Below are 22371 nucleotides of genomic sequence, written 5' to 3' on the forward strand. Positions count from 1 at the left end.
GTATGGGGCTTTTGGCCTACAGCGGGATAACGACAAAGGTGCGGGCAATGGAAAGCCGTTTGCTGACGGCAGAAGAGTTTCGCCAGCTGGCAGAGCAGGAGGATGTCCGCAGCGCGGCAGATTATCTGAAACAGCAGCCAGCGTATGCGGAAGTGTTTGCCGGTCTGGACGATACGAAGCTGCACCGGGGGTATATTGAACAGATCCTGACCCAGTCGGAGTACCGCGATTTTACTAAGCTTTACCGCTTTTCCAGTGTGAAGCAGCGGAAATTCCTGGATCTTTACTTCCGGCATTATGAGGTGGAAGTGATCAAGAAGCTTCTGCGGCATATGCTGGGCGGAAGGGAAGGACAGCCGGATCTGTCGGTGTTCCAGGATTTTTTTGAGAAGCATTCCAATCTGGATCTCGAAGCACTTTGTAAGGCAAAAAATCTTGCAGAGTTTACCGATGCACTGGGGAAGAGCGCATACGGGGATCTGTTAAGGCAGCTGCTTGATAAGGGACAGACCAGTCTGTTTGACTGTGAGCTGCAGCTGGATCTGTTTTATTTTCAGTCTCTCTGGAAAGCACGGACCAAGATTTTGAGCAAAGCGGAGCGGAAAATCCTGGATGCATGCTATGGAAGCCGCCTGGATATTTTAAATATCCAGTGGATCTTCCGGGCGCGGAGCTTTTACCGGCTTTCCCCGGCGCAGATTTACGCCTTACTGATCCCGGTCCATTACCGGCTGCGTGCAGAGACGGTAAAGCAGTTAGTCGAGGCGGAGGATGATGCGAAGTTTTTTGCCGTATTAAAGGAAACTCCGTATGGAAAACTGGAGACAGAGCAGACCGGCCAGATGCCGGATGTCCAGCTTTTATCAAAACAGATTTTAGACCAGATTTATGGCAAGACCGGGCGCCGCTATCCGCATTCTCCGGCGGTGCTGGATTCGTATCTGTATTTTAAGGAACAGGAGATGCGAAAGATCGTCACGGCGTTAGAGGGAATCCGGTATGGAATTTCCGCGCCGGAGATCATGGGGCTGATAGCAAAACAATAAAGGAACGCAGTGGGAAGCTTTGGGGTGCAATTTCGGAGGGAGTATTTGGAAATTGCGACCGAAAACGGAGCAGAACGCTGCAGACAGGAGGAATTACTTGTGATAGAAAAAATGAAGTTTTTGAGTATCACAGGTCCGAAGGATGATATTGACCGGGTGGTGGAGCAGTATCTCTCAAAATATGAGATCCAGCTGGAAAACGCCCTGTCGGAGCTTAAGACGGTGGCAAGCCTTAGGCCGTATCTGGAGATCAATCCTTACAAAGCGGAGCTGCAGACAGCAGAAACGCTGATGAAGGAGATTGATGGAACGGCCGGAACCGGGACAAATGTGACACAAAAACTTTCCGTAGAAGATGCCGTTAACACGATTCATAGCCTGGATGAGCAGTTAAAGTCACTTCGGACAAAGAAGGAAGCACTGGAGAAGCAGGCATCGGACATGGAGCAGTCCATGGACCGGGTGATCCCGTTTACGGATCTGAATTATGACCTGAAGGACATTTTACATTTTCAATATATCAAATTCCGGTTTGGACGCATGACGCATGAATATTACAACAAATTCATGGATTATGTGTACGATACCATCGATACGGTGGTGCACAAATGTCAGGAAGATGCAGAGTATGTGTGGCTGGTGTATTTTGTGCCGGAGCCGCTCTGCGATAAGATCGATGCAATTTACGCATCGCTACATTTTGAACGGTTTTTCCTGCCGGACGAGTATGAGGGAACCCCGGTGGATGCGACCCATGAACTGGAGCATCAGCTTTCCGGAGTCTATGAAGAGATCCGCGGGATCGATGAGCAGTTTCAGAAGGTGCTGGCTGCACAGGCAGACAGCCTTAGAGCCGCTTGCCGGAAGCTGGAAACCTATTCCAGAAATTTCGATGTGCGCCGCCTTGCCGCCTGCACAAAGGATAAGGACCACACCTTTTATATTTTGTGCGGCTGGATGAGCGAGACAGATGCGAAGGCTTTCCGCAAGGAACTGGAAGAGGATGATAAGACCTTCTGCTTCGTGGAGGAAGATCATGGAAACATCATGAGTAAGCCGCCGACCAAGTTAAAGAATCCGAAACTGTTCAAGCCGTTTGAGATGTTCATACGCATGTACGGACTTCCATCGTATGAGGAAATCGACCCGACGGTCATTCTCGGTCTGACTTACTCGTTCTTATTTGGATTTATGTTTGGCGATGTGGGACAGGGCCTGTGCCTGATGCTTGGCGGTTACCTGTTGTACCGGGCAAAGAAGATGAATCTGGCGGCGATCATTTCCTGCTGCGGTTTCTTCTCGACCATATTTGGATTTTTATTCGGCAGTGTCTTTGGATTTGAAAATATCATACAGCCGTTGTGGCTGCATCCGAAGACAGCGATGACGAACCTTCCGTTTGTTGGAAATTTAAATACCGTGTTTATCGTAGCGATTGCCATGGGCATGGGAATTGTTCTGATGACGATGGTTTTGAACGTCATCAACAGCCTGAGAAGCCATGACACAGAAAAGGCATTTTTCGATACCAATGGCATTGCAGGCATCGTATTCTACGGTGCACTGGCTGTCACGATCATTCTGTATATGAGCGGACATACGCTTCCGGCTACGGCTGTGCTGATCGTGATGTTTGTCCTGCCGCTTCTGGTGATCTTCTTTAAGGAGCCACTTACGGCGCTGGCCGAGAAGCACGCGAAGATCATGCCGGAGGAAAAGGGCATGTTTTTCGTGCAGGGCGTGTTTGAATTGTTTGAAGTATGCTTAAGCTATTTTTCCAACACTCTTTCGTTTGTCCGTGTGGGCGCGTTTGCGGTCAGCCATGCGGCGATGATGGAAGTGGTCCTGATGTTAGCCGGTGCCGAGGCGGGAACGCCGAACTGGCTTGTGGTCGTCCTTGGCAACCTGTTCGTGTGCGGCATGGAAGGACTGATCGTTGGCATCCAGGTGCTCCGTCTGGAATATTATGAGCTGTTCAGCCGTTTCTACCGGGGAACCGGGCGGGAGTTTAAGCCGTACGGAAGACAGAATTAGCGGAAACTCTAACATATCTGGGCTGGTAGTACTGGAAAAGGGCTGGAAGCCCGGGCAGCCTGGGCAGCAGACAACAGACAAAACAACAAAAGATATTCACAATAAAAAAGGAGAATCAGATCATGACTTTATTAGCAAAAATCACACTGGCAGCAGCATTAATCCTCAGCATTGCAGTTCCGTTTGGCGCGTTTGCAGCAGGAGAGAAAACGAGAGGACGTTATAAGACCGCCATCGGCGTAAATGTATTTCTGTTTATGGCAACCATTGGTGTGGCTGCGGGACTCATGTTTACCGGTCATGCATTTGCGGCAGAAGAAACTGCCAAGGCAGTCAACAGTGCAGCAGGCTGGGGCTATCTGGCAGCAGCACTTTCCACCGGTATGAGCTGCATCGGCGGCGGTATTGCCGTATCCGCAGCAGCATCTGCCGCACTGGGAGCGATCAGTGAGGACGGCTCCATTCTTGGTAAATCCCTCATCTTCGTTGGTCTTGCCGAAGGTGTCTGCCTGTACGGACTGATCATTTCCTTTATGATCCTTGGTACCCTGTAAGATGAAGATGTATCTGATCAGTGACAACATCGACACCTGGACCGGCATGCGGCTCGCCGGTGTGGAAGGTGCGGTGGTGCACGAAAAAGAGGAATTGAAGGCAGAACTGGATAAGGTCCTGGCCGACAAGACGATCGGAATCGTACTGCTGACAGAAAAATTCGGGCGGGATTTCCCGGAACTGGTCAATGAGGTAAAGTTAAACTATCGCCAGCCACTGTTTGTAGAGATTCCGGACCGTCATGGAACCGGCCGCAAGCCGGACTTTATCACGGCCTACGTCAACGAAGCGATCGGGCTGAAATTATAATGCAAAAAGGAAGGTGACCAATGTGACCACCGAGGAAAAATTACAGCATTTTCTGGACACCTGCATGGAAGATGCCAGGGTTCGCAGCGGACGGATGCTGGATGAATATATGTCCGCACTGGAAAAGACATTTGAGGAACATAAAGCCGATACCCGCAGACGTGAGAAGCTGCAGCTGCAGCAGGAAACGGAGAAGATCGAGCGGGAGATCAACAAACAGCTGGCGGTAGGGCAGATCGATATCCGCCGGATGCTGGGGCAGAAACAGGAAGAATTAAAAGACAAGCTGTTTGTGGAGTTAAAGGATATGCTGGCGCATTACCTGGAGACGCAGGACTACCAGAAGCTTTTGGAGCGCCAGGTGAAACATGCGGTAGAGTTTGCGGGGCAGGATCCGGTGATCATTTATCTGGATCCGGTCGATGAGGATAAAGTAAACCGCCTTGCGCTTCACAATGGAAACGCGGAATTCCGCATCAGCGAGTATTCTTTCACCGGAGGAACCCGGGCGGTAATCCCGTCGCGCCATATCCTCATTGATAATTCCTTCCAGACGAAGCTGGAGGAAGCCAGGGAGAAGTTCCACTTCGACTTAAGCCTGACAGAAGGAGGAAATGGAGATGTCTAAGACGGGTGTGATCTGCGGGATCAACGGCCCGATCGTCCATGTGAAAGGGGACGCGGGCTTTACCATGAATGAGATGGTCTATGTAGGCCATGAAAATCTGGTGGGCGAAGTCATCGGCTTAAAAGCCGGGGATACCATTATCCAGGTTTACGAGGAGACAGCCGGGATCCGGCCGGGTGAGCTGGTAACCGGAACCGGTGCGCCGGTGTCCGTTACCCTGGCACCGGGCATCCTGACCAATATTTTTGATGGAATCGAGCGACCATTAAGTGAGATTGCGAAAAGTGGCGGCGCGTACATCAGTCGCGGCGTGAATGTCAGCGCACTGGATACCGAAAAGAAATGGAAGACCCACATCACCGTGAAAAAGGTGATCGGGTATACGGGGGCACGATCCTTGCGGAGGTGCCGGAGACTCCGGCAATCATTCATAAGGTCATGGTGCCGCCGGATAAGGAAGGCTATGTGCTGGATGTGGTGGAAGACGGAGAATACACGATCAACGATCCTCTGGTAACGATCCAGCATTTTGACGGCACTGAAGAAAAGCTGACGATGACCCAGAAATGGCCGATCCGTGTGGCAAGACCGACGGCAAAGCGTTTTCCGGCAACCCAGCCGCTTGTGACCGGCCAGCGTATCCTGGATACGCTGTTTCCGCTGGCAAAGGGCGGTACGGCGGCAATTCCGGGCGGATTTGGTACCGGAAAGACCATGACCCAGCATCAGATCGCAAAGTGGTCGGACGCAAACATCATCATTTACATTGGCTGCGGCGAGCGCGGAAACGAGATGACGCAGGTTCTGGAAGAATTCTCCGAGCTGATCGACCCAAAGACCGGAAATCCGCTGATGGACCGCACTACCCTGATCGCGAACACGTCCAACATGCCGGTGGCAGCCCGTGAGGCGAGCCTGTATTCGGGTCTGACACTGGCGGAGTATTACCGGGATATGGGCTACCATGTTGCGATCATGGCGGATTCTACCTCCCGTTGGGCAGAGGCGCTGCGTGAGCTTTCCGGACGTCTGGAGGAGATGCCGGCGGAGGAAGGCTTCCCGGCTTATCTGGCATCGAAGCTGTCTGCCTTTTATGAGCGTGCCGGTATGATGCAGAATTTAAACGGAACCGAGGGAAGCGTGACCATCATCGGTGCGGTATCGCCGCAGGGCGGTGATTTCTCCGAGCCGGTAACGCAGAATACCAAGCGTTTCGTGCGCTGCTTCTGGGGACTGGATAAGAGCCTGGCGTATGCGAGACATTTCCCCGCCATTTCCTGGCTGACCAGTTATTCCGAGTACTTAAACGACCTTGGTCCGTGGTACACGGAGCATGTCGATAAGAAGTTTGTGGACTACCGCAACCAGATCGTCTATCTGCTGTCCCAGGAGAGCAGCCTGATGGAGATCGTGAAGCTGATCGGCGGCGATGTCCTGCCGGACGACCAGAAGCTAATCCTGGAGATCGCCAAGGTGATCCGCGTGGCTTTCTGCAGCAGAACGCCTTCCACAAGGACGATACCTGCGTCCCGATGGAGAAGCAGTTTAAGATGATGGAGATCATTCTGTACCTGTACCGGAAGTCCCGTTCGCTGATCTCGATGGGCATGCCGATGTCAGTATTAAAAGAAGATCCGATCTTTGACCAGGTCATTGCCATCAAGTACGATGTGCCGAACGATAATCTGGCAATGCTGGATGACTATAAAAAGAAGATTGACGCCTTTTATGACGGCGTCATCGAGCGGAATGCATAGGAGGGCTGTGATATGGCAATTGAATATTTAGGTTTGAGTGCGATCAACGGCCCCATGGTAGTGCTGGAGGGTGTTTCCGGTGCGGCTTACGACGAGATCGTGGAGATGACGGTCGACGGGAACAAACGGAAGTTGGGCCGTATCATTGAAGTATACGAAGACAAGGCGGTGATCCAGGTCTTTGAGGGAACCGAAGGCATGGGACTGAAAAATGTCCATACCCGCCTGACCGGTCACCCGATGGAGCTTGGCGTTTCGGAGGAAATGCTGGGCCGTATCATGAATGGAATTGGCGTCCCGATTGACGGACTGGGCGAGATTTTGCCGGAAAAGATGCTGGACGTCAACGGAAAACCGTTAAACCCGGTGACCCGTGAGTATCCGCGAAACTACATCCGTACCGGAATTTCTGCGATTGACGGCCTGATGACCCTGATCCGCGGTCAGAAGCTGCCAATCTTTTCCGGCAATGGACTTCCGCATGACCAGCTGGCGGCGCAGATCGTGCAGCAGGCATCGCTGGGCGATGATTCCGACGAGCAGTTTGCGATCGTCTTTGCGGCCATGGGCGTGAAGCACGATGTGGCAGAATTTTTCCGCCGGACATTTGAGGAGAGCGGCGTTTCTTCCCATGTTGCAATGTTTATGAACCTGGCAAACGACCCGGTGGTTGAGCGTCTGATCACGCCGAAATGTGCGCTGACTTTAGCGGAATATCTGGCGTTTGAGAAGAACATGCACATCCTGGTTATTTTGACGGATATGACTTCGTTTGCGGAGGCGATGCGTGAGGTGTCCTCTTCCAAGGGCGAAATCCCGTCCCGAAAAGGCTTCCCGGGTTATCTGTACAGCGAACTGGCAGCGCTTTATGAGCGCGCCGGAATTGTAAAGGGTGTGAACGGATCCGTGACCCAGATCCCGATCCTGACCATGCCGAACGATGACATCACCCACCCGATCCCGGACCTGACCGGTTACATTACGGAAGGTCAGATCGTTCTGGACCGGGAGTTAAACGGTCAGTCGGTTTACCCGCCGATCAACGTGCTGCCGAGCCTGTCTCGTCTGATGAAGGACGGCATCGGCGAAGGCTACACCCGTGCGGATCACCAGGCAGTGGCAAACCAGCTGTTTTCCTGCTATGCCAAGGTGGGCGATGCGAGGGCGCTGGCATCCGTCATCGGCGAAGATGAGCTGTCCCCGCTGGATAAAAAATATCTGGTCTTTGGCCGGGAGTTTGAGCACCGCTTTGTCGGACAGGATCCCCATGATAACCGGAATATCATAACCACCTTGAACATTGGCTGGCAGCTTCTCGGACTTTTGCCAAAAGCGGAGCTCGACCGGATCGATACGAAGATCCTGGATCAGTATTACCGGCCGATGAAGCTGGATGAGAACGGGGATCTGGTGGCTGTGGAAACAGAAAAGAGCGCGGTGGCTGGTACGGTCGTGACACCAGCCCAGGTCGAAGCAGCGCGGCAGTAAGGGGGAATCTGTATGAATCCGAATACCTTTCCTACCAAGGGCAATTTGATTTTAGCGAAGAATTCCCTTGCCCTGGCGAGCCAGGGTTACGAGCTGATGGATAAAAAGAGGAACATCCTTCTTCGGGAACTGATGGGCCTGATCGACCAGGCAAAGGACATTCAGGCAGAGATCGATACCACATTCACGGAAGCCTACAAGGCACTTCAGAAAGCCAATATTGAGCTTGGTATTGGTTTTATCCAGGATATCGCTGCGACGATTCCGGTGGACGATACCATCAGGATCAAGACAAGGAGTATCATGGGAACGGAGATTCCACTGGTACAGCATGAGCCGGTGCCGCTGACACCGGGCTATGCCTTCGCAAGCACCAGTCCGGCGCTCGACGAGGCGCGGATGCATTTTGAGAAAGTGAAGGAGCTGACGGTAAAGCTTTCCATGGTGGAAAATTCCGCTTACCGGCTGGCGTCCAGCATCCGCAAGACCCAGAAACGGGCGAATGCCTTAAAGAACATCACCATACCGACGTACCAGAGTCTGGTTACGACCATCGGCAATGCGCTGGAGGAGAAGGACCGTGAGGAGTTCACGAGGCTGAAGGTGATCAAAAGAACAAAGACAGGGTAAATGATATCCTATGAAACTTATTCTTCAGGCTGTTTTTCTGGCAGACACTTCACAGAAATTGTGAACTGTGATAAAATATAGGTCAACTGGGGTCTCAAACTGGGGAACCCCTTTGACATTTACCACAGGAAGTGAGGTCGGAATTTTGACAACTGGAAATACAAAAAGAAACTGGAAAAGAAGCGTGCAGTGTTTTGGCGCGGCGCTTCTGACTGCTGGTCTTCTGGCGGGCTGTAGTGCGGCCCAGACAGCAAACCAGGCAGAGAGTGAGACCACCGAGGAAAACCTGGTTCTTATGGAAGAGACCTTGCCGCAGACCGCGGCAGATGAAACGGTCATGGCACTTTCACCGGACGGTCCGCTGCTTCCGTCTGTAGAGGGTGTGGATGCGGAGTATAGCGAGCCGATCCCAGATTACCTGCGTATCGGTGAGAAGCATCCGATCGTTTTAAAGCTGCAGCAGCGCCTGATGGATTTAGGCTTTATGGATAACGATGAGCCGACCGATTATTATGGTGAGGTAACCCAGAGTGCGGTCAAGATCTACCAGCGTCAGAACCAGCTGGCGCAGGACGGCATCATCGGCCCGGATACCCTGGAGGCGATCCTTTCCCCGGATGCCAAGTATTATGCGGCGCAGAAGGGCGATGAGGGTACCGATATCACCCGGATCCAGAGCCGTCTGTATGAGCTGGGCTATCTGGCAAGCGACAGTCAGGTGACCGGCAGCTTTGGTGACGCGACCGAAGAAGCGGTCATGAAGATGCAGAGTGTCAATGGTCTGGACCAGGATGGTAAAGTCGGCAGAAAGACCATGAACCTTCTGTACAGTGAAGATGTGAAGGCAAACATGCTGGCATACGGCGAGAAGAGTGATCTGGTCCTGGCGGCGCAGAAGCGCTTAAAAGAGCTGGGCTATATGACCACAGAGCCGGACGGCAGCTACGGAAACGATACGATCATTGCGGTAAAACAGTTTCAGTCCCGGAATGACCAGGTTGTGGATGGTTACCTTGGACCGGCAACCCGTGTCGCATTGAACAGCTCGGATGCGGTTCCGAACGGCTTAAGCTGGGTGATAGCGGCGATAATATCCAGCGTGTCCAGAACCTGTTAAGCAAGTTAGGCTACTTAAAATCTGCAAATGTAACTGGCTATTACGGTGAGGTGACGGAGAATGCAGTCAAGCTGTTCCAGCGCACCAACGGACTGAGTGCAGATGGTACGGTCGGCATCATGACTATGGCAAAGCTGACTGCAGGGGATGCCAAGAAGGCACCGGCACAGCCGAAGACCAGCACCAGCAAGAACAACAGCAAAAACAATACGACCAGTGGCGGAAGTAAGAAGGGAAGCTCCGGAAGTACTTCGGTTCCGAATACCGGCGGAGCCAGCGGCGGTGCAAGTGCCCTGATCGCAGTGGCAAGCTCCAAGCTTGGCTGCCCGTATGTATGGGGCTCTAAGGGACCGAACTCGTTTGACTGCTCTGGTTTCGTATACTGGTGCTTAAACCAGGTAGGTGTGCGCCAGAGCTACATGACTTCCTCTGGCTGGAGAAATGCCGGAAGATATACCAGAATCAGCAGCTTCTCAAGTCTGCGTGCCGGAGACATCATCGTAGTAAGCGGCCATGTCGGAATCGTGGCAGGCGGCGGAACCGTAATCGATGCTTCCTCCGGTAACGGTAAGGTGGTACACCGTTCCTTAAGCTCCTGGTGGGCAAATAACTTCATCTGTGGATGGAGAATCTTCTAAAATAACAGGATCGAAAAGCCAGAAATCAGGAAATGGGTTTCTGGCTTTTGTATTGTTCCAAATAAAAAACTTTTGGAAAAAATAATTGACAAATCAAAAAATGGGACTATAATGGCAGTTATTCAAAGAGTTGACATTCCATCAGTCTCTACGGAAATACTGACTGAGGATTGAAACAAACAAATGCGACGAACAGGACAAGGCTTTTTTGCCAGAACCGTTTTCAGAGAGCTTCCGGCCGGTGTGAGGAAGCAGCGGGGCAAAGAGGTTATCCCCTGCAAGCAGCTTGTCTGAAATGCAAACATAGTTTGTGTGTTATGCTTTGTGCAACACATGAGCAGCAACGCTCCGGTGATACCGGACGTTAAGCGAAAGTAAGACGGGACGGAAACCCACCGTTAACCGGGCGCGTATTCCTCCGGACTGAGAGACGGAAGGATATGGTCAGAGTGGCTGGCAGTATGTCAGCAAGGGAAGTGGTAACGCGGAGCGCATCCGGTAATATTGTGGTAACTATGCCTTCGTCTTCCTGCAGAAAAAGTTCTGCGGGGAGACGGAGGCTTTTTTGTTGCGATACATTTACAGGAAAACTGCAGGTGGCTGCTTCTGTGGCTGCGTCGCACATCAGAGATTCATCCGCGGTCTGTTTGCTGATTTCCCGCGTTGCATAGTTTTGAGAGGAGAGAACAATTATGAATACACTTGTTATCGTTTTAATCGCAGCTGTGTGTCTCTTCTGTGGATACACATTTTATGGCCGCTGGCTTGCAAATAAATGGGGTATCGATCCGAAGGCGAAGACCCCGGCCGTTGCTTTAGAGGATGGACAGGATTACGTGCCGACTGATGGCTGGACCGTTTTTGCGCATCAGTTTTCTTCTATTGCAGGTGCAGGCCCTGTCACCGGTGCCATTCAGGCAGCAGCATTTGGCTGGGTTCCGGTTCTTCTGTGGGTCATCCTTGGAGGCATCTTCTTTGGTGCGGTAACCGATTTTGGCGCCCTGTATGCAAGCGTAAAGAATGAAGGTAAGTCCATGGGACTTCTGATCGAGAAATACATCGGCAAGACCGGACGGAAGCTGTTCCTTTTGTTCTGTTGGCTGTTTACCCTGATCGTTACCGCTGCTTTTGCTGATATGGTTGCGGGCACATTCAATGCTTACACCGTAACCGATGGAGTCACTTCTTTATCTCCGGCAGCACAGACGAATGGTGCAGCAGGTTCCATTTCCCTGATGTTCATCGTGTTCGCTATGGTATTTGGTCTGATGCAGAAGCATCTTCACCTGATAGGCTGGAAAGAAACGCTGGCCGGACTGGCATGTACCGTTGCTGCTTTTGCAGTCGGCATGGCATTCCCGCTGGTTGCCGGTAAGGACACCTGGTCTTATCTGACCTTTGCCTATATCTTCCTGGCAGCCGTTATGCCGATGTGGCTTCTGATGCAGCCGCGTGATTTCATGACAACCTTTATGTTTGCTGGTATGATCGTCGGTGCCGTAGTTGGCCTGGTGGTTGCACACCCGACCATGAACCTTCCGGCTTACACCGGATTTAAGAATGCCAAGATGGGAGATATGTTCCCGATCCTGTTTGTAACGGTTGCATGCGGCGCGGTTTCCGGATTCCACAGCCTGGTTTCCTCAGGAACCTCTTCCAAGACGATCTCCAATGAGAAAGATATGCTGAAGGTTGGCTATGGCGCCATGGTATTGGAGAGCCTGCTGGCTGTCCTGGCTCTGTGTGTTGCCGGTGCGGCAGCTGCAGCAGATGGTACCGCAGCAACCGGAACCCCGTTCCAGATCTTCTCCGCCGGTGTTGCAGGATTCCTGGAAATGTTTGGCATCCCGGTATATGTAGCACAGTGCTTTATGACCATGTGCGTTTCCGCACTGGCATTGACCAGTCTGGATTCCGTAGCTCGTATCGGGCGTATGTCCTTCCAGGAGCTGTTCTCCGTTGACGATATGGAGCATGCAGAGAGCTGGAGAAAGCTGTTATGCAACAAGTACTTCTCAACTGTGGTAACCCTGGCCTGCGGCTTTATCTTAACCAAGATCGGTTACTCCAACATCTGGCCGCTGTTTGGCAGTGCAAACCAGCTGTTAAGTGCCCTGGTATTGATTACTTTATGTGTATTCTTAAAGGTAACCGGAAGAGAAAACAAGACATTGTTCCCGCCACTCATCATCATGCTGTGCGTAACCTTTACTGCCCTGGTCGAGAGAACCGTTGCACTGGTTCAGGCGTTCGGCGCAGGAACCGCAGTCTTTATGGTGGAAGGCTTGCAGCTGATCATTGCGATCTTACTGATGGTTCTGGGTGTGATCATTGTGTATACATCCGGGAAAGAGCTGTTTCAGAAAAAAGGCGTGAAAAATGTGCAGGTGAAAAACGCGTAGAAAATAGAATTTGAAAGACAACAAAGACGCAGGTCACAAAAATGTGGCCTGCGTCTTTTCGTGAATCAGACAGATTATGCTGGCTGTTCTGCTTTTTTTACCGGGAATCCCACGCGCACTTTGAACAGATCCCCGTCGATCAGGATCTCAAAGGTTCCGCCCTGAAGCTTTGTCAGGCTCTGGGCGATGGAAAGGCCAAGGCCGCTTCCCTCGGTGGTGCGGGAGACATCGCCGCGGACGAAACGTTCGGTGAGTTCTTCACCCTGCACGTTTAACGGGTTTGCAGAAATGTTCTTAATGGTGAAGTAAACCTTATCGTCTTTCTGCTCCAGATCGGTGTAGACGCGGGTGTGCTCCATGGCGTATTTGAATGCGTTGTTGTAAACATTTTCGAGGACACGCCACAGATGGCGGCCGTCTGCCTCGATGAGGATGCTGCTTTCCGGAAGTGTGGAAACCAGTTCCAGATTGCGGGTGGCAAACTTCTCCTCGAACTCGCCGTTGGTCTGCCAGATCATCTCTACGATGTCCAGGGTTGTCATCTCCAGCTTGACGTTGCCAGAGCTTGCCTTGGAGGCTTCGACCAGGTCTTCGGTCAGGTTTTTAAGACGCTGGGACTTCTGATCCAGGACTTTTAAGTATTCCTGGGCACGTTCTCCCGGAATCTGTTCCCGCTTTAGCAGGTCGACATAGTTGATAATGGAAGTAAGCGGTGTCTTGATGTCGTGGGAGACATTCGTGATCAGGTCAGCTTTTAAGCGTTCGCTCTTGACCTGCTCCTGAAGGGCACGCTCCAGTCCGGTTCCGATGCTGTTAATCATATTGCCGATCTTTAGCTCTTTTCCGTCGAGCCCGGCCAGATTCATCTGGTAGCTGGTATCGCCACCGGCGATTTTTTCAATCGCATCTGCGATCTGGTCTTCCTGGCGGGACTGTAAAAACAGCCGGTGGAAGGTCTGGTAATCCAGAATGACCAGCAGAAGAAAGCTGAGGATGCCGATGACCTGGGCAGCTGTGTGGGCGCGGAAATAGATGCACACAAACAGAATGCCGGTTCCGAGAAGCTGTGCGGCGATAAAGGCCAGAAACAGGCAGGAAAGTCTTCGGGAATAAGTCCGATCCGCAAAGTACAGATTGAGGTTTTCCTGCACATGATGAAGCATACTGTTGGTCCAGAGCTGGCGGCTTTTGTAACGCCGCAGCATGCTGAATGCGCCAGTCATACAGCAGCCGTAAATGATCACGGCACGCAGCATGCGCTCGGAAAAGCTCCAGGCTGCGTCTGCGGCTACCAGATGGATCAGCGGGTAGCCTATCTTTCTGCAAGAAACAGCATGAACATGGTGCTGACTGCAGTCAGGAGAATGCCGCTTTCGGTGGTGATCATATCAAAACCGTGCAGATACGGGTTTGTGCGGTCTTCTGTGCGGTAGCCGGATACCAGGATCAGGTAGTATAAGGTGACCAGGCAGCCAATGATGCCAAGAGCCAGACAAAACATGGCTTCCATAAAACGTCCGCGCAGATGGCGGTAATCGGCCGCCTGTCTGGCGTAGATGTCATCGGAATCGTAATGGGTGTTTACGGCAACCGTCATATGATAGCGGTCAGCATCGTTTACATTCAGCTGCTCCAGCTGGGATACGACGTTTTTGGGCAGCTCATCTAAATTGCTGTCGATCAGGATGGAGCTGCTGTCGACGGAGCAGTAGCGTCCCATGGATCTTAACTGGGCATCGGTCAGATCCCCGGCATTGGAATATTCGGAAACTACGGTTTCATCATCCTGATAGGTGATCCGGAAAAGAAAGTTTGAGGGATTGGATAACAGCCGGTAGTTTACGATGTAGTATTCGCTTAAACAGTTTAATACCTCCTTGGAAAGATCCAGAAGGGAAGAAAAGGCATCGCCGGGCTCCTTTAATGTAGCATCCGGGTCGTAGGCGCGCCAGTATACCACCTGGTCCTTTGCGGTGGAAGCGTCATCGTAGATAAAAAGGTCGTTGACTACTTCAAACTGGTCGTTTAAATAAAAGCCCTGGCTTTTTGCGTAACGCAGGACCTCCTCTAGGGTATAGGTGATCTCCGGGCCGTTGTCGCGGCTGACGGCAAACATTTCCTTGGATAGGTCCAGATTGCCGTCGGTTTCGAAGACATCCCGGTAGGCAACATATTTAAACACATGGTCCAGGTCTTCCTGAAACTGTTCACGGAAGGCATCGGAGTCATCGTAGCGGCGGTCTAAGATCCAGGAAACGCCGGAGCCGATACTGGTGTTTAAATACATGACGCTGATGGAAAGCACCGTCATGAGTAAAAACAAAATGTGCAGGAATACCGCAATATTTTTTTTAATCCGCATGGAATAATCTTTTAGTCTCATGGGCGGCTCCTACTGTTTCTCAATCTTGTAGCCGACACCCCAGACTACCTTTAAGTAGCGCGGCTCCCGCGGATTGATCTCGATCTTTTCGCGGATATGGCGGATATGTACAGCAACGGTGTTGTCTGCGCCAATGGCTTCCTCGTTCCAGATCTGCTTGTAGATTTCGTCGATCGAGAAAACCTTGCCGGCATTTTTGGTCAGCAGCAGAAGGATGTTGTACTCGATCGGAGTCAGTTTGATGGGTTCATCATCGACAAATACTTCCTTGGTGTCATCGTTGATGGTGAGACCGCCGCATTTGTAGACGTTTTCATTGCTGCCCTGGTTCATGTTGCCAAGCTGGGTGTAGCGGCGCAGCTGGGATTTGACTCGGGCTACCAGCTCTAGCGGGTTGAACGGCTTGGAGAGGTAATCGTCTGCACCAATATTTAAGCCAAGGATCTTGTCGGAATCCTCGGATTTTGCAGAGAGGATGATGATGGGAATGCTGCTGGTCTCACGCACCTTTAAGGTGGTGCGGATGCCGTCCAGCCCCGGCATCATGACATCGATGATCATCAGATCAGCGTGTTCGGTCTCTAAAATTTTTAAGGCATCGTAGCATCGTAGGCTTTTAAGATACGGAATCCTTCCCCGGTTAAGTAAATATCTATCGCGTCGACGATCTCTTTATCGTCGTCACATACTAAAATGGTCTGCATGGAGTCCTCCTTTGATGTGGAATGCAGTCAGCTGCATCCGTTTTTTGCCGCCGGGTTTCTGGAAATGGCGGCAGCGTTACTTTTAGTATATATCAAAAAGGGTCTTACCGCAATCGGCAAGACCCTCTTCTTTTTATTACGATTTCTGTAAGATTGCACAGAACGTAATAAGATTTTCCTACTGGTAATCACATACATTCAGCCAGCTTTGAAGCAGTTCCTTCTCTTCCGGACGTTTTTTCGTGAGCTGTGCCGCAGCTACCAGAGGCAGCCACTGCTGGACATAGCGTTTGGCGGTACCGGTCTTTTCACAGAAGAGATCCATGTACTTTTCCGCTGCTGCCTGATCGGTCAGGCAGAACAGAAGATAGGTTCTGGCTACATCTGCGCTGGCATTGCCCTGGGCTGCGTGAACCCAGTCAACCACATACATGGTGCCGTCTTCTTTTACGATGATGTTGTCCGGCTGGAAGTCTCCGTGGCACAGTTTGGCGTGTTTTGGAGTGCTGTCAAGGCGGGTGAGAAGATCGTAACGGTTGACGGGATCTAATTCTTCCATCTCAGAGATCTGCCGCGCCATTTTGTCTTTTAACTTGTTCAGTAATGGACAGGTCTTGGAATGAATCATCAGCTGCAGTTCAACCATCTGATTCAGATATTCGTCGCGCTTATCCGGGTTCTCCGCCATAAGCTCTTTGAGTGTCTTACCTTCGATGTAGTCCCTGGTAATGGACCAGCAGCCGTCTTCCTCGACAGAAACTGCCTGGATGGACGGGATGTTGATGCCGCCAATGGCTTCAACACGTGCGTTGATCAAAGCTTCGTTTAAAACCTCTGCTTTTGGGAAGCCCTTGCAGAACACTTTTACCGCTTTATCGCCATCGCGATAGACACTTTTGGTCGCGTTTTTGGATATTAACTCTCTTGCCATACGAAACTCTCCTTCCTTATTTATGATGCTGATGCTTGCCGACAGGTTGATAACCGGATCACCAGGTAGGCTGTACGTAACGGTTACTGCATTTTCACAATTACGTCGGTTCCTATTTTACTACAAAGCTGGAAGAATGTCACCAACTTTTTGATAATTATTTAACGAAATATTAGACGTATTATTTCTTCTGCACAGGAGCTGTCTGGTGCTGAAAGAAGCCGTTTGCCAAAGCAGCGTCTCAGGAGAAGCGGAGAATCGCAGTTCCGTATGCCGGAAGCGGCAGGGATACGGAATATGGCTGTCCATCGCATTCGGATTTGACGGCCTTGAAAACAGGAGCTTTTTCGCCTGTTTTGTAGGCACCGTGCTCATTATCCAGGATCAGTGTATAATTGCCGCGTTTCGGAACACCGACCCGGTAATCCGGACGGGCTACCGGAGTAAAGTTGCATACGAACAGCAGGCTCTTTTTATGGTTTCTCGCATAGCGAACGAAGCTGTAGATGCTGCGGTCACCATCGTTGGCATTGATCCAGGAGAAGCCGTCCCAGTCATCGTCGGCTTCATAAAGTGCCGGATATTTCTGATAAATATGTAACAGGTCACGCACGTAATGCTGCAGGTTGCTGTGCAGGTCTTCCTCGGTCAGATGCCAGTCCAGGCTGACCTTTTCGTCCCACTCGTGGAGCTGGCCGAAATCCTGTCCCATGAACAGAAGCTTTTTGCCCGGATGACCCAGCATGAAAGTGTAACCGGCTTTCAGGTTTGCGAATTTATCCCCGAAGAGACCAGGCATCTTGTTGATCATGGAGCATTTTAAGTGAACGACTTCATCGTGGGAGAGTACCAGGATAAAGTTTTCGCTGTTAAAGTAGGTAAGACCGAAGGTCATCTTGTGGTGGTTGAATTTGCGGAAGTACGGGTCCAGCTTCATATACTCCAGGAAATCGTGCATCCAGCCCATGTTCCACTTGAAGGTAAAGCCCAGTCCGCCTTCCTTCGGATCGTGGGTGACAAGAGGCCATGCGGTGGATTCCTCAGCAATGACCATGGCACCGTGACCGCGCTGCACGACAATGCTGTTTAAATGGCGAAAAAATTCAATGGCTTCCAGGTTCTGGTTGCCGCCGTACTGGTTGGCAACCCACTCGCCGTCCTTGCGGCCGTAGTCCAGATAGAGCATGGACGCAACCGCATCGACACGCAGGCCGTCTACATGAAACTGCTCGATCCAGTAGAGTGCGTTGGCGATCAGGAAGTTGGAAACCTCGTGCTTTTCATAGTTGAAAACCTTGGTGCCCCAGTCCGGATGCTCGCCTTTTCGCGGGTCCGGGTACTCAAAGAGGGCCTGCCCGTCGAAATCTGCAAGGCCGTGTGCATCCCGCGGGAAGTGTGCTGGAACCCAGTCCAGAATGACGCCGATGCCTTTTTTGTGCATGTAGTTTACGAAGTATTTAAACTCCTCCGGCGTGCCGTAACGGGAGGTCGGGGCATAATAGCCGGTTACCTGATAACCCCAGGAGCCATCGTAAGGATGTTCGGCAATACCCATAAGCTCCACATGGGTGTAGCCCATATCTTTGACGTAAGCGGCGAGCTCTGCGGCTGCCTCTTTATAGGTATAGTAACCATCTTTTTCCGGGCGGTTTTTCTTTTTCCAGGAGCCAGATGCACCTCATAAATGCTCATGGCCGCTTCACGCGGATTGGTGCTTTCCCGTTTCTGTATCCAGGAAGCATCGCTCCAGCGGAAAAAGTCGTGAAAGGCGGTGATGGAAGCCGTACCAGGCCGGTATTCTGCGTACTGGGCAAAAGGATCGGCCTTGAAGATGACTTTGCCGGTCTGGGTCGTGATGGCAAATTTATAAAGCTCTCCCGGCTTGATGCCAGGAATGAAACGTTCGTAAATACCGGAGGTTCCAGTACCTGCATTGGGCAGGCATCCGGATCCCAGTTGTTGAAGTCGCCTACAACACTGACGGATGCGGCATGAGGAGCCCAGACCGCAAAATAATAGCCGTCCTTCCCCTCATAGGTTTTCGGGTGCGCACCGAGCTTGTTATAGATCTCATAATGGGTGCCTTCTCCGAAGAGATAACGGTCACCGGCGGTGATAAAGCCAGTTTCCGTCTGCTTTTTCTTATCTCTGACTGCCATAAGGTTAGTCCTCCCTGATCTTTAAGACAACACTGCTGTTGCCCGGTAATGTAAGGTTTAATTTTCCGTTCTCAACTGGAATGATGGAACCGTCCATCAGATTTTCGGCTTTGGAGGCATGCAGCGGGACCGGAACCGAAAGGTGGCTTTCCTGGTCGTCACTGTTAGCGGCAGTCATGCAGATGCTTCCTTGTGCGTGTCTTGCAAATGCATACTGCCGGTTTGTCAGCAGAAGCTCCTGGTAGCGGCCGCCATGGAATTCCGGGTTTTCCGTGTGGATACGGGCCAGCTTTGTGATCAGGTCTGTGAGGTCACAGTGCTTTGCCTCGCCTTCTTCCAGTGTAATATGTGGCCTGAGTGCAGCATCGCTTTCCCGGGTGCGGGTACCTGTGAGTTCCCATTCCCCGCCATAATAAATAGAAGGAATGCCCGGAAGGGTAAAGAGCAGTGTCCATGCTAATGGCAGGTGTGCCTTTTTATTTAATTTGCTGGCAATGCGGTTTTCGTCGTGATTGTCCAGAAATGTGTAAAGCTTTGTGCCGATGGCCTCCAGTCTCCGCACATTGTGGGCAATCTCAAAGAAGTTATGGTCGTTGAGTCCGGAATACAGGCTCTTATGTAATTCGTAGTTGGTGACGGAATGGAGCATGCCGTCATTGACCCAGCGTCCGTATTCGCCGTGAATGACCTCGCCCATAAGCCAGAAGTCCGGTTCCATGGAAGCGGTCTGGGAACGCATTTCCTGCATGAATCCGAAATCCATGACATTGGCGCAGTCTAAGCGGATGCCGTCGATGTCGAATTCAGAGATCCAGAAGCGGATGACATCGAACAGATACTGTTTTACCTCCGGGTTCTGCAGGTTTAAGCAGGGAAGCTCAAAATGTCCCTGCCATGCCTCGTAACCGAAGCCGTCGTTGTAAGGGCTGTTCCAGCCAAAGTTAACCCCCTTGTACCAGCCGCAGTAGCGGGACTGTTCCCGGTTCTTCTGAATGTCCTGAAAGGCAAAAAATTCGCGGCCAGTGTGGTTGAATACCCCGTCTACCACAACCTTAATGCCAGCTTTGTGGCAGAGCTCTGTGAAATGACGGAAGCCTTCATTGGTGCCGAGACGGCGGTCTACGAGGCGGTAGTCACGGGTGTCGTATCCATGGGAGGAGGACTCAAAGAGTGGTCCGATGTAAAGTGCGGTACAGCCTAGCGCTTCCATATGGGGAACCCATTGGTCCAGTTCAGGGAAGCGGTCAGCTGCGGCGTCTTCGGTGTTGGCAAAGGGTGCCCCCAGCATACCAAGCGGATAAATATGATAAAACACTGCTTTTTCATACCATGATGCCATAGATAACAAGTCCTCCTGTTGTAATTTTTCGTGTAAAAATCGTAACTGTCCAGTACCTTCACAGTTACTAAAACTCTAAATTCTCCAGCAGCTTGAAGCGCCGGAGCAGAAACTGATAGCGGAGCCAGACCGCGTTCAGCTCGTAGATACAGCAGTCGATCAGCGGTGGGTCCGTCACCTGGTCAAACTGGTTTAATAAGGATTCCATTTTGTACTGCGTCTGGTGGATTTCGGCTTTCAGTCTTACGTTTTCAAGCGCCGCAGCCTGTCGAAACTCCCTGCGCGTGAAGGACATTCCATTCTTTTTCATGGGTTTAAACACTCCTTTTAGAGTGTAGTATCTGGAATGTATGGAAAAATTATGCGTAAGAAATAACACTTATTCCTGGCTGAAAATCTCTTCAACCAGATAACCCAGTTTCATAAGCTGCCTTGTGCAGTCCATAAAGGTGAGACGGTAGTAATTAGAAGTACCGGACTGGGTGACTTCCACCAGTCCGCAGCTTTTCATGATCTTTAAATGATGGGAGATAGCCGGTCTGGACAGGTTTGTCTGCCGGGTGATCTCGTTTACGTTCAGCCCTTCCGCATGGCCGTTCTGGGAGGCGATACACAATGCTTCGATGATGTTTAAGCGGACCTCATCTCCGAGGGCGATAAACAGCGGCATGCAGCTGTGAAACAGTTCCTGTAGTTCTTTGGAGTCCGCCATAAAAACCTCCTTTGGTTTAAAAAATTGAACTAAGCTCATTCTATCACGAATGATTGTTCATGTCAACCAAAGCAGGTGGGAGAAAAAGGATGTTTTTCGTCAAAATGTTACATGATACGGGGCGCTTGGGCTGGAAAAACGGTCCGTGACTGTGAAGGTACGGGATTGTTATGAAAACAAAAAAGCCGCCAGGCCTTTGAGGCCGGCGGCGGTGTGATCGTGTGGAAGTGCAGCGAACAGAGGAAGATTTATTTGTCGAAATCTGTCTCAAATACACCTTCCGGGGTGCGCATGGTGAGAACGCCAAGATTAAACTCCTCATCCGAGATGGTGATGTGGTATTCAAATACGACATCCTCCTCAAATTTGGAGAGCAGTACATAATCTCCATTTTCCTTGCCCTCGATCTGGTCGCAGATATCGTTGTAAACAGCTTCACCGGAAATTTCCCTTGGGTAGCCGGACTCTTTGATCTTTGCTTCGATTGCTTCGTATAATTCGTTCATGTTCATACTCCTTTTGGTTGATCTGTTTTTTTGATTTGGGGTCTGCCTGCGGGTGCGGACAGACAGAAGAAGTAAGGCTGCTGTTTGCACAACGCGTGAACAGTAACATAGCAGCAGTTACAGACAGTATAGCATTTGGAAGGGAAACTGTCTATTTGTTGTTTGGTTGCGCAAATTTTGTCGAATTATGCAGTTGGTCTTCGTTGACGGTTTCTCTTAACATCGGGTATGATAGGGGCACGATCGCAGCATCGTTCTGATGCAGCATTCACTTGTAACTGTGCAGCCATGAAACATGTGGCTATAAAGCATGCGGCCATGAAGCATGCGCCAACGAAATACGCGGCCATGAAGCATGCGGCCACGAAATATGCAGGTGCGAAGCAGTTACTGGGATTCATAAGGTTCTGAAGATGCATGATTTTCAGACATCAGCCATTTCGGCAGAATATTCACTTAGGTATTTACCAGTTGTGAATGGAAAGAAGGGGGTGGTCTTTTATTGCATACGGGGCAGACAATCTGGTTTTGTGCGCAGGAGTGACACTGTGTGCATGGACGGACTGGAAATATGGGAAGGTGCAAAATATCTGGCTCATGCTGCTTGCGTTTGCGGGTGTATTGCAGCGGGGAATTGGTTTCTTTTCCGGTGCCACATTGTTTCTGGTGTTTGGCATGGCATTGTTCCGGTTCCGGTTCATGGGAGCGGGGGATGGAAAGCTGATGGCAGTGATCGGCGGATATCTGGGAATAAAGGCAGGCTTCTATGCAGTGGCACTGGGCTTTTTCACCGGTGCAGTCTGGAGCTTATGGAAAATGAGGAGACATGGCCTGGCGGCAGAGCGTTTTTGCTATCTGCGAAATTATGTGGTAAGCACATGGGTGAGCGGCGAGATCCGTCCCTATGACACGTTAGGGCAGGCCGATGCGCCGCACCATATTCCGTTCGCAGTTTGCCTGGCTGCAGGCGTGTGGGGATATGAGGCTGTTGTTTATTTTATTTCATAGGAAATTGCGTCCTATGAAACAAAAA

Annotated in this window: 18 protein-coding genes and 3 pseudogenes; 12 read left to right on the plus strand and 9 right to left on the minus strand. The window is 51.1% G+C overall.

The window, feature by feature from the left end; genetic code table 11:
- The first annotated feature begins 2 nt into the window (after positions 1-2).
- The 11 genes and pseudogenes from DXA97_RS03655 (at position 3) to DXA97_RS03700 (ending at position 12604) form a co-directional block, all read left to right on the plus strand.
- On the plus strand, positions 3-1046 hold the full coding sequence (locus DXA97_RS03655; protein WP_118718604.1) for a V-type ATPase subunit: 1044 nt from the start codon (positions 3-5) through the stop codon (positions 1044-1046).
- Positions 1047-1145: 99 nt separating this feature from the next.
- Positions 1146-3080, plus strand: a complete 1935-nt coding sequence (locus DXA97_RS03660; protein WP_118718717.1) for a V-type ATPase 116kDa subunit family protein — start codon at positions 1146-1148, stop codon at positions 3078-3080.
- Positions 3081-3202: 122 nt separating this feature from the next.
- Positions 3203-3634 (plus strand): ATP synthase subunit C, encoded by a 432-nt coding sequence (locus DXA97_RS03665; RefSeq protein ID WP_118718605.1) that lies wholly within the window; start codon positions 3203-3205, stop codon positions 3632-3634.
- A gap of 1 nt (position 3635) precedes the next feature.
- Positions 3636-3944 carry a V-type ATP synthase subunit F gene (locus DXA97_RS03670; RefSeq protein WP_118543128.1) on the plus strand — a complete coding sequence of 103 codons (309 nt, stop codon included), beginning with the start codon at positions 3636-3638 and terminating at the stop codon, positions 3942-3944.
- Between the two features lie 22 nt (positions 3945-3966).
- Positions 3967-4572, plus strand: a complete 606-nt coding sequence (locus DXA97_RS03675; RefSeq protein WP_118543129.1) for a V-type ATP synthase subunit E — start codon at positions 3967-3969, stop codon at positions 4570-4572.
- Positions 4565-6329: pseudogene (locus DXA97_RS03680) on the plus strand (V-type ATP synthase subunit A). The gene DXA97_RS03675 and the pseudogene DXA97_RS03680 overlap by 8 nt, the downstream one beginning before the upstream one ends.
- Before the next feature lie 12 nt (positions 6330-6341).
- Positions 6342-7817: a V-type ATP synthase subunit B gene (locus tag DXA97_RS03685; protein WP_118718606.1), complete on the plus strand. Its 1476-nt coding sequence runs from the start codon at positions 6342-6344 to the stop codon at positions 7815-7817.
- Positions 7818-7829: 12 nt separating this feature from the next.
- A complete protein-coding gene (locus DXA97_RS03690) occupies positions 7830-8447 on the plus strand; it encodes a V-type ATP synthase subunit D (RefSeq protein WP_118718607.1) in 618 nt (205 codons plus the stop codon).
- A gap of 112 nt (positions 8448-8559) precedes the next feature.
- Positions 8560-9564 (plus strand): peptidoglycan-binding protein, encoded by a 1005-nt coding sequence (locus DXA97_RS21865; RefSeq protein ID WP_347561442.1) that lies wholly within the window; start codon positions 8560-8562, stop codon positions 9562-9564.
- The gene (locus tag DXA97_RS21870; protein WP_347561453.1) at positions 9558-10202 is read left to right on the plus strand and encodes an NlpC/P60 family protein; all 645 of its coding nucleotides are present in this window, start codon (positions 9558-9560) and stop codon (positions 10200-10202) included. Before DXA97_RS21865 ends, DXA97_RS21870 begins: the two co-directional genes overlap by 7 nt.
- A gap of 692 nt (positions 10203-10894) precedes the next feature.
- Positions 10895-12604 (plus strand): carbon starvation CstA family protein, encoded by a 1710-nt coding sequence (locus DXA97_RS03700; protein WP_118718608.1) that lies wholly within the window; start codon positions 10895-10897, stop codon positions 12602-12604.
- 74 nt (positions 12605-12678) lie between these two features.
- Here the strand turns inward: DXA97_RS03700 and DXA97_RS03705 are convergent, their stop codons facing one another.
- The 9 genes and pseudogenes from DXA97_RS03705 to DXA97_RS03745 form a co-directional block, all read right to left on the minus strand.
- On the minus strand, positions 12679-13860 hold the full coding sequence (locus tag DXA97_RS03705) for a sensor histidine kinase (protein WP_118718609.1): 1182 nt from the start codon (positions 13858-13860) through the stop codon (positions 12679-12681).
- Between the two features lie 56 nt (positions 13861-13916).
- Positions 13917-14987, minus strand: coding sequence for a hypothetical protein (locus tag DXA97_RS03710; protein ID WP_118718610.1), 1071 nt, complete (start codon positions 14985-14987; stop codon positions 13917-13919).
- Positions 14988-14996: 9 nt separating this feature from the next.
- Positions 14997-15691, minus strand: a pseudogene (locus DXA97_RS03715) (response regulator transcription factor).
- A gap of 178 nt (positions 15692-15869) precedes the next feature.
- Positions 15870-16622: an aminoglycoside phosphotransferase family protein gene (locus DXA97_RS03720; RefSeq protein WP_118718611.1), complete on the minus strand. Its 753-nt coding sequence runs from the start codon at positions 16620-16622 to the stop codon at positions 15870-15872.
- 241 nt (positions 16623-16863) lie between these two features.
- Positions 16864-18781, minus strand: a pseudogene (gene glgB / locus DXA97_RS03725) (1,4-alpha-glucan branching protein GlgB).
- A gap of 4 nt (positions 18782-18785) precedes the next feature.
- Positions 18786-20120, minus strand: coding sequence for an alpha-amylase family glycosyl hydrolase (locus DXA97_RS03730; protein WP_118718612.1), 1335 nt, complete (start codon positions 20118-20120; stop codon positions 18786-18788).
- A 67-nt stretch (positions 20121-20187) separates the two neighbouring features.
- Complete coding sequence (locus tag DXA97_RS03735) at positions 20188-20430, minus strand: DUF2508 family protein (RefSeq protein ID WP_243107548.1); 243 nt, start codon at positions 20428-20430, stop codon at positions 20188-20190.
- 69 nt (positions 20431-20499) lie between these two features.
- Complete coding sequence (locus DXA97_RS03740; protein ID WP_118543139.1) at positions 20500-20832, minus strand: metalloregulator ArsR/SmtB family transcription factor; 333 nt, start codon at positions 20830-20832, stop codon at positions 20500-20502.
- 248 nt (positions 20833-21080) lie between these two features.
- On the minus strand, positions 21081-21338 hold the full coding sequence (locus DXA97_RS03745) for a hypothetical protein (protein ID WP_118718613.1): 258 nt from the start codon (positions 21336-21338) through the stop codon (positions 21081-21083).
- 477 nt (positions 21339-21815) lie between these two features.
- Between DXA97_RS03745 and DXA97_RS03750 the strand changes: the two genes are divergently transcribed.
- Positions 21816-22346, plus strand: coding sequence for an A24 family peptidase (locus tag DXA97_RS03750; RefSeq protein ID WP_118718614.1), 531 nt, complete (start codon positions 21816-21818; stop codon positions 22344-22346).
- Positions 22347-22371: the final 25 nt, after the last annotated feature.

The organism is Clostridium sp. OF09-36, assembly GCF_003481985.1.
Lineage (GTDB): Bacteria > Bacillota > Clostridia > Lachnospirales > Lachnospiraceae > Brotaphodocola.

Excerpts from the sequence above, each read along its gene's own strand:
- DXA97_RS03655 (WP_118718604.1), top strand. The coding sequence starts at position 3 with ATGGGGCTTTTGGCCTACAGCGGGATAACGACAAAGGTGCGGGCAATG.
- DXA97_RS03690 (WP_118718607.1), top strand. The coding sequence starts at position 7,830 with ATGAATCCGAATACCTTTCCTACCAAGGGCAATTTGATTTTAGCGAAG.
- DXA97_RS03720 (WP_118718611.1), bottom strand. The coding sequence starts at position 16,622 with ATGGCAAGAGAGTTAATATCCAAAAACGCGACCAAAAGTGTCTATCGC.
- DXA97_RS03740 (WP_118543139.1), bottom strand. The coding sequence starts at position 20,832 with ATGGCGGACTCCAAAGAACTACAGGAACTGTTTCACAGCTGCATGCCG.
- DXA97_RS03665 (WP_118718605.1), top strand. The coding sequence starts at position 3,203 with ATGACTTTATTAGCAAAAATCACACTGGCAGCAGCATTAATCCTCAGC.
- DXA97_RS03705 (WP_118718609.1), bottom strand. The coding sequence starts at position 13,860 with ATGCTGCGTGCCGTGATCATTTACGGCTGCTGTATGACTGGCGCATTC.
- DXA97_RS03735 (WP_243107548.1), bottom strand. The coding sequence starts at position 20,430 with ATGAAAAAGAATGGAATGTCCTTCACGCGCAGGGAGTTTCGACAGGCT.
- DXA97_RS03730 (WP_118718612.1), bottom strand. The coding sequence starts at position 20,120 with ATGGCATCATGGTATGAAAAAGCAGTGTTTTATCATATTTATCCGCTT.
- DXA97_RS03670 (WP_118543128.1), top strand. The coding sequence starts at position 3,636 with ATGAAGATGTATCTGATCAGTGACAACATCGACACCTGGACCGGCATG.
- DXA97_RS03685 (WP_118718606.1), top strand. The coding sequence starts at position 6,342 with ATGGCAATTGAATATTTAGGTTTGAGTGCGATCAACGGCCCCATGGTA.
- DXA97_RS03700 (WP_118718608.1), top strand. The coding sequence starts at position 10,895 with ATGAATACACTTGTTATCGTTTTAATCGCAGCTGTGTGTCTCTTCTGT.
- DXA97_RS03745 (WP_118718613.1), bottom strand. The coding sequence starts at position 21,338 with ATGAACGAATTATACGAAGCAATCGAAGCAAAGATCAAAGAGTCCGGC.
- DXA97_RS03750 (WP_118718614.1), top strand. The coding sequence starts at position 21,816 with ATGGAAAGAAGGGGGTGGTCTTTTATTGCATACGGGGCAGACAATCTG.
- DXA97_RS03710 (WP_118718610.1), bottom strand. The coding sequence starts at position 14,987 with ATGAGACTAAAAGATTATTCCATGCGGATTAAAAAAAATATTGCGGTA.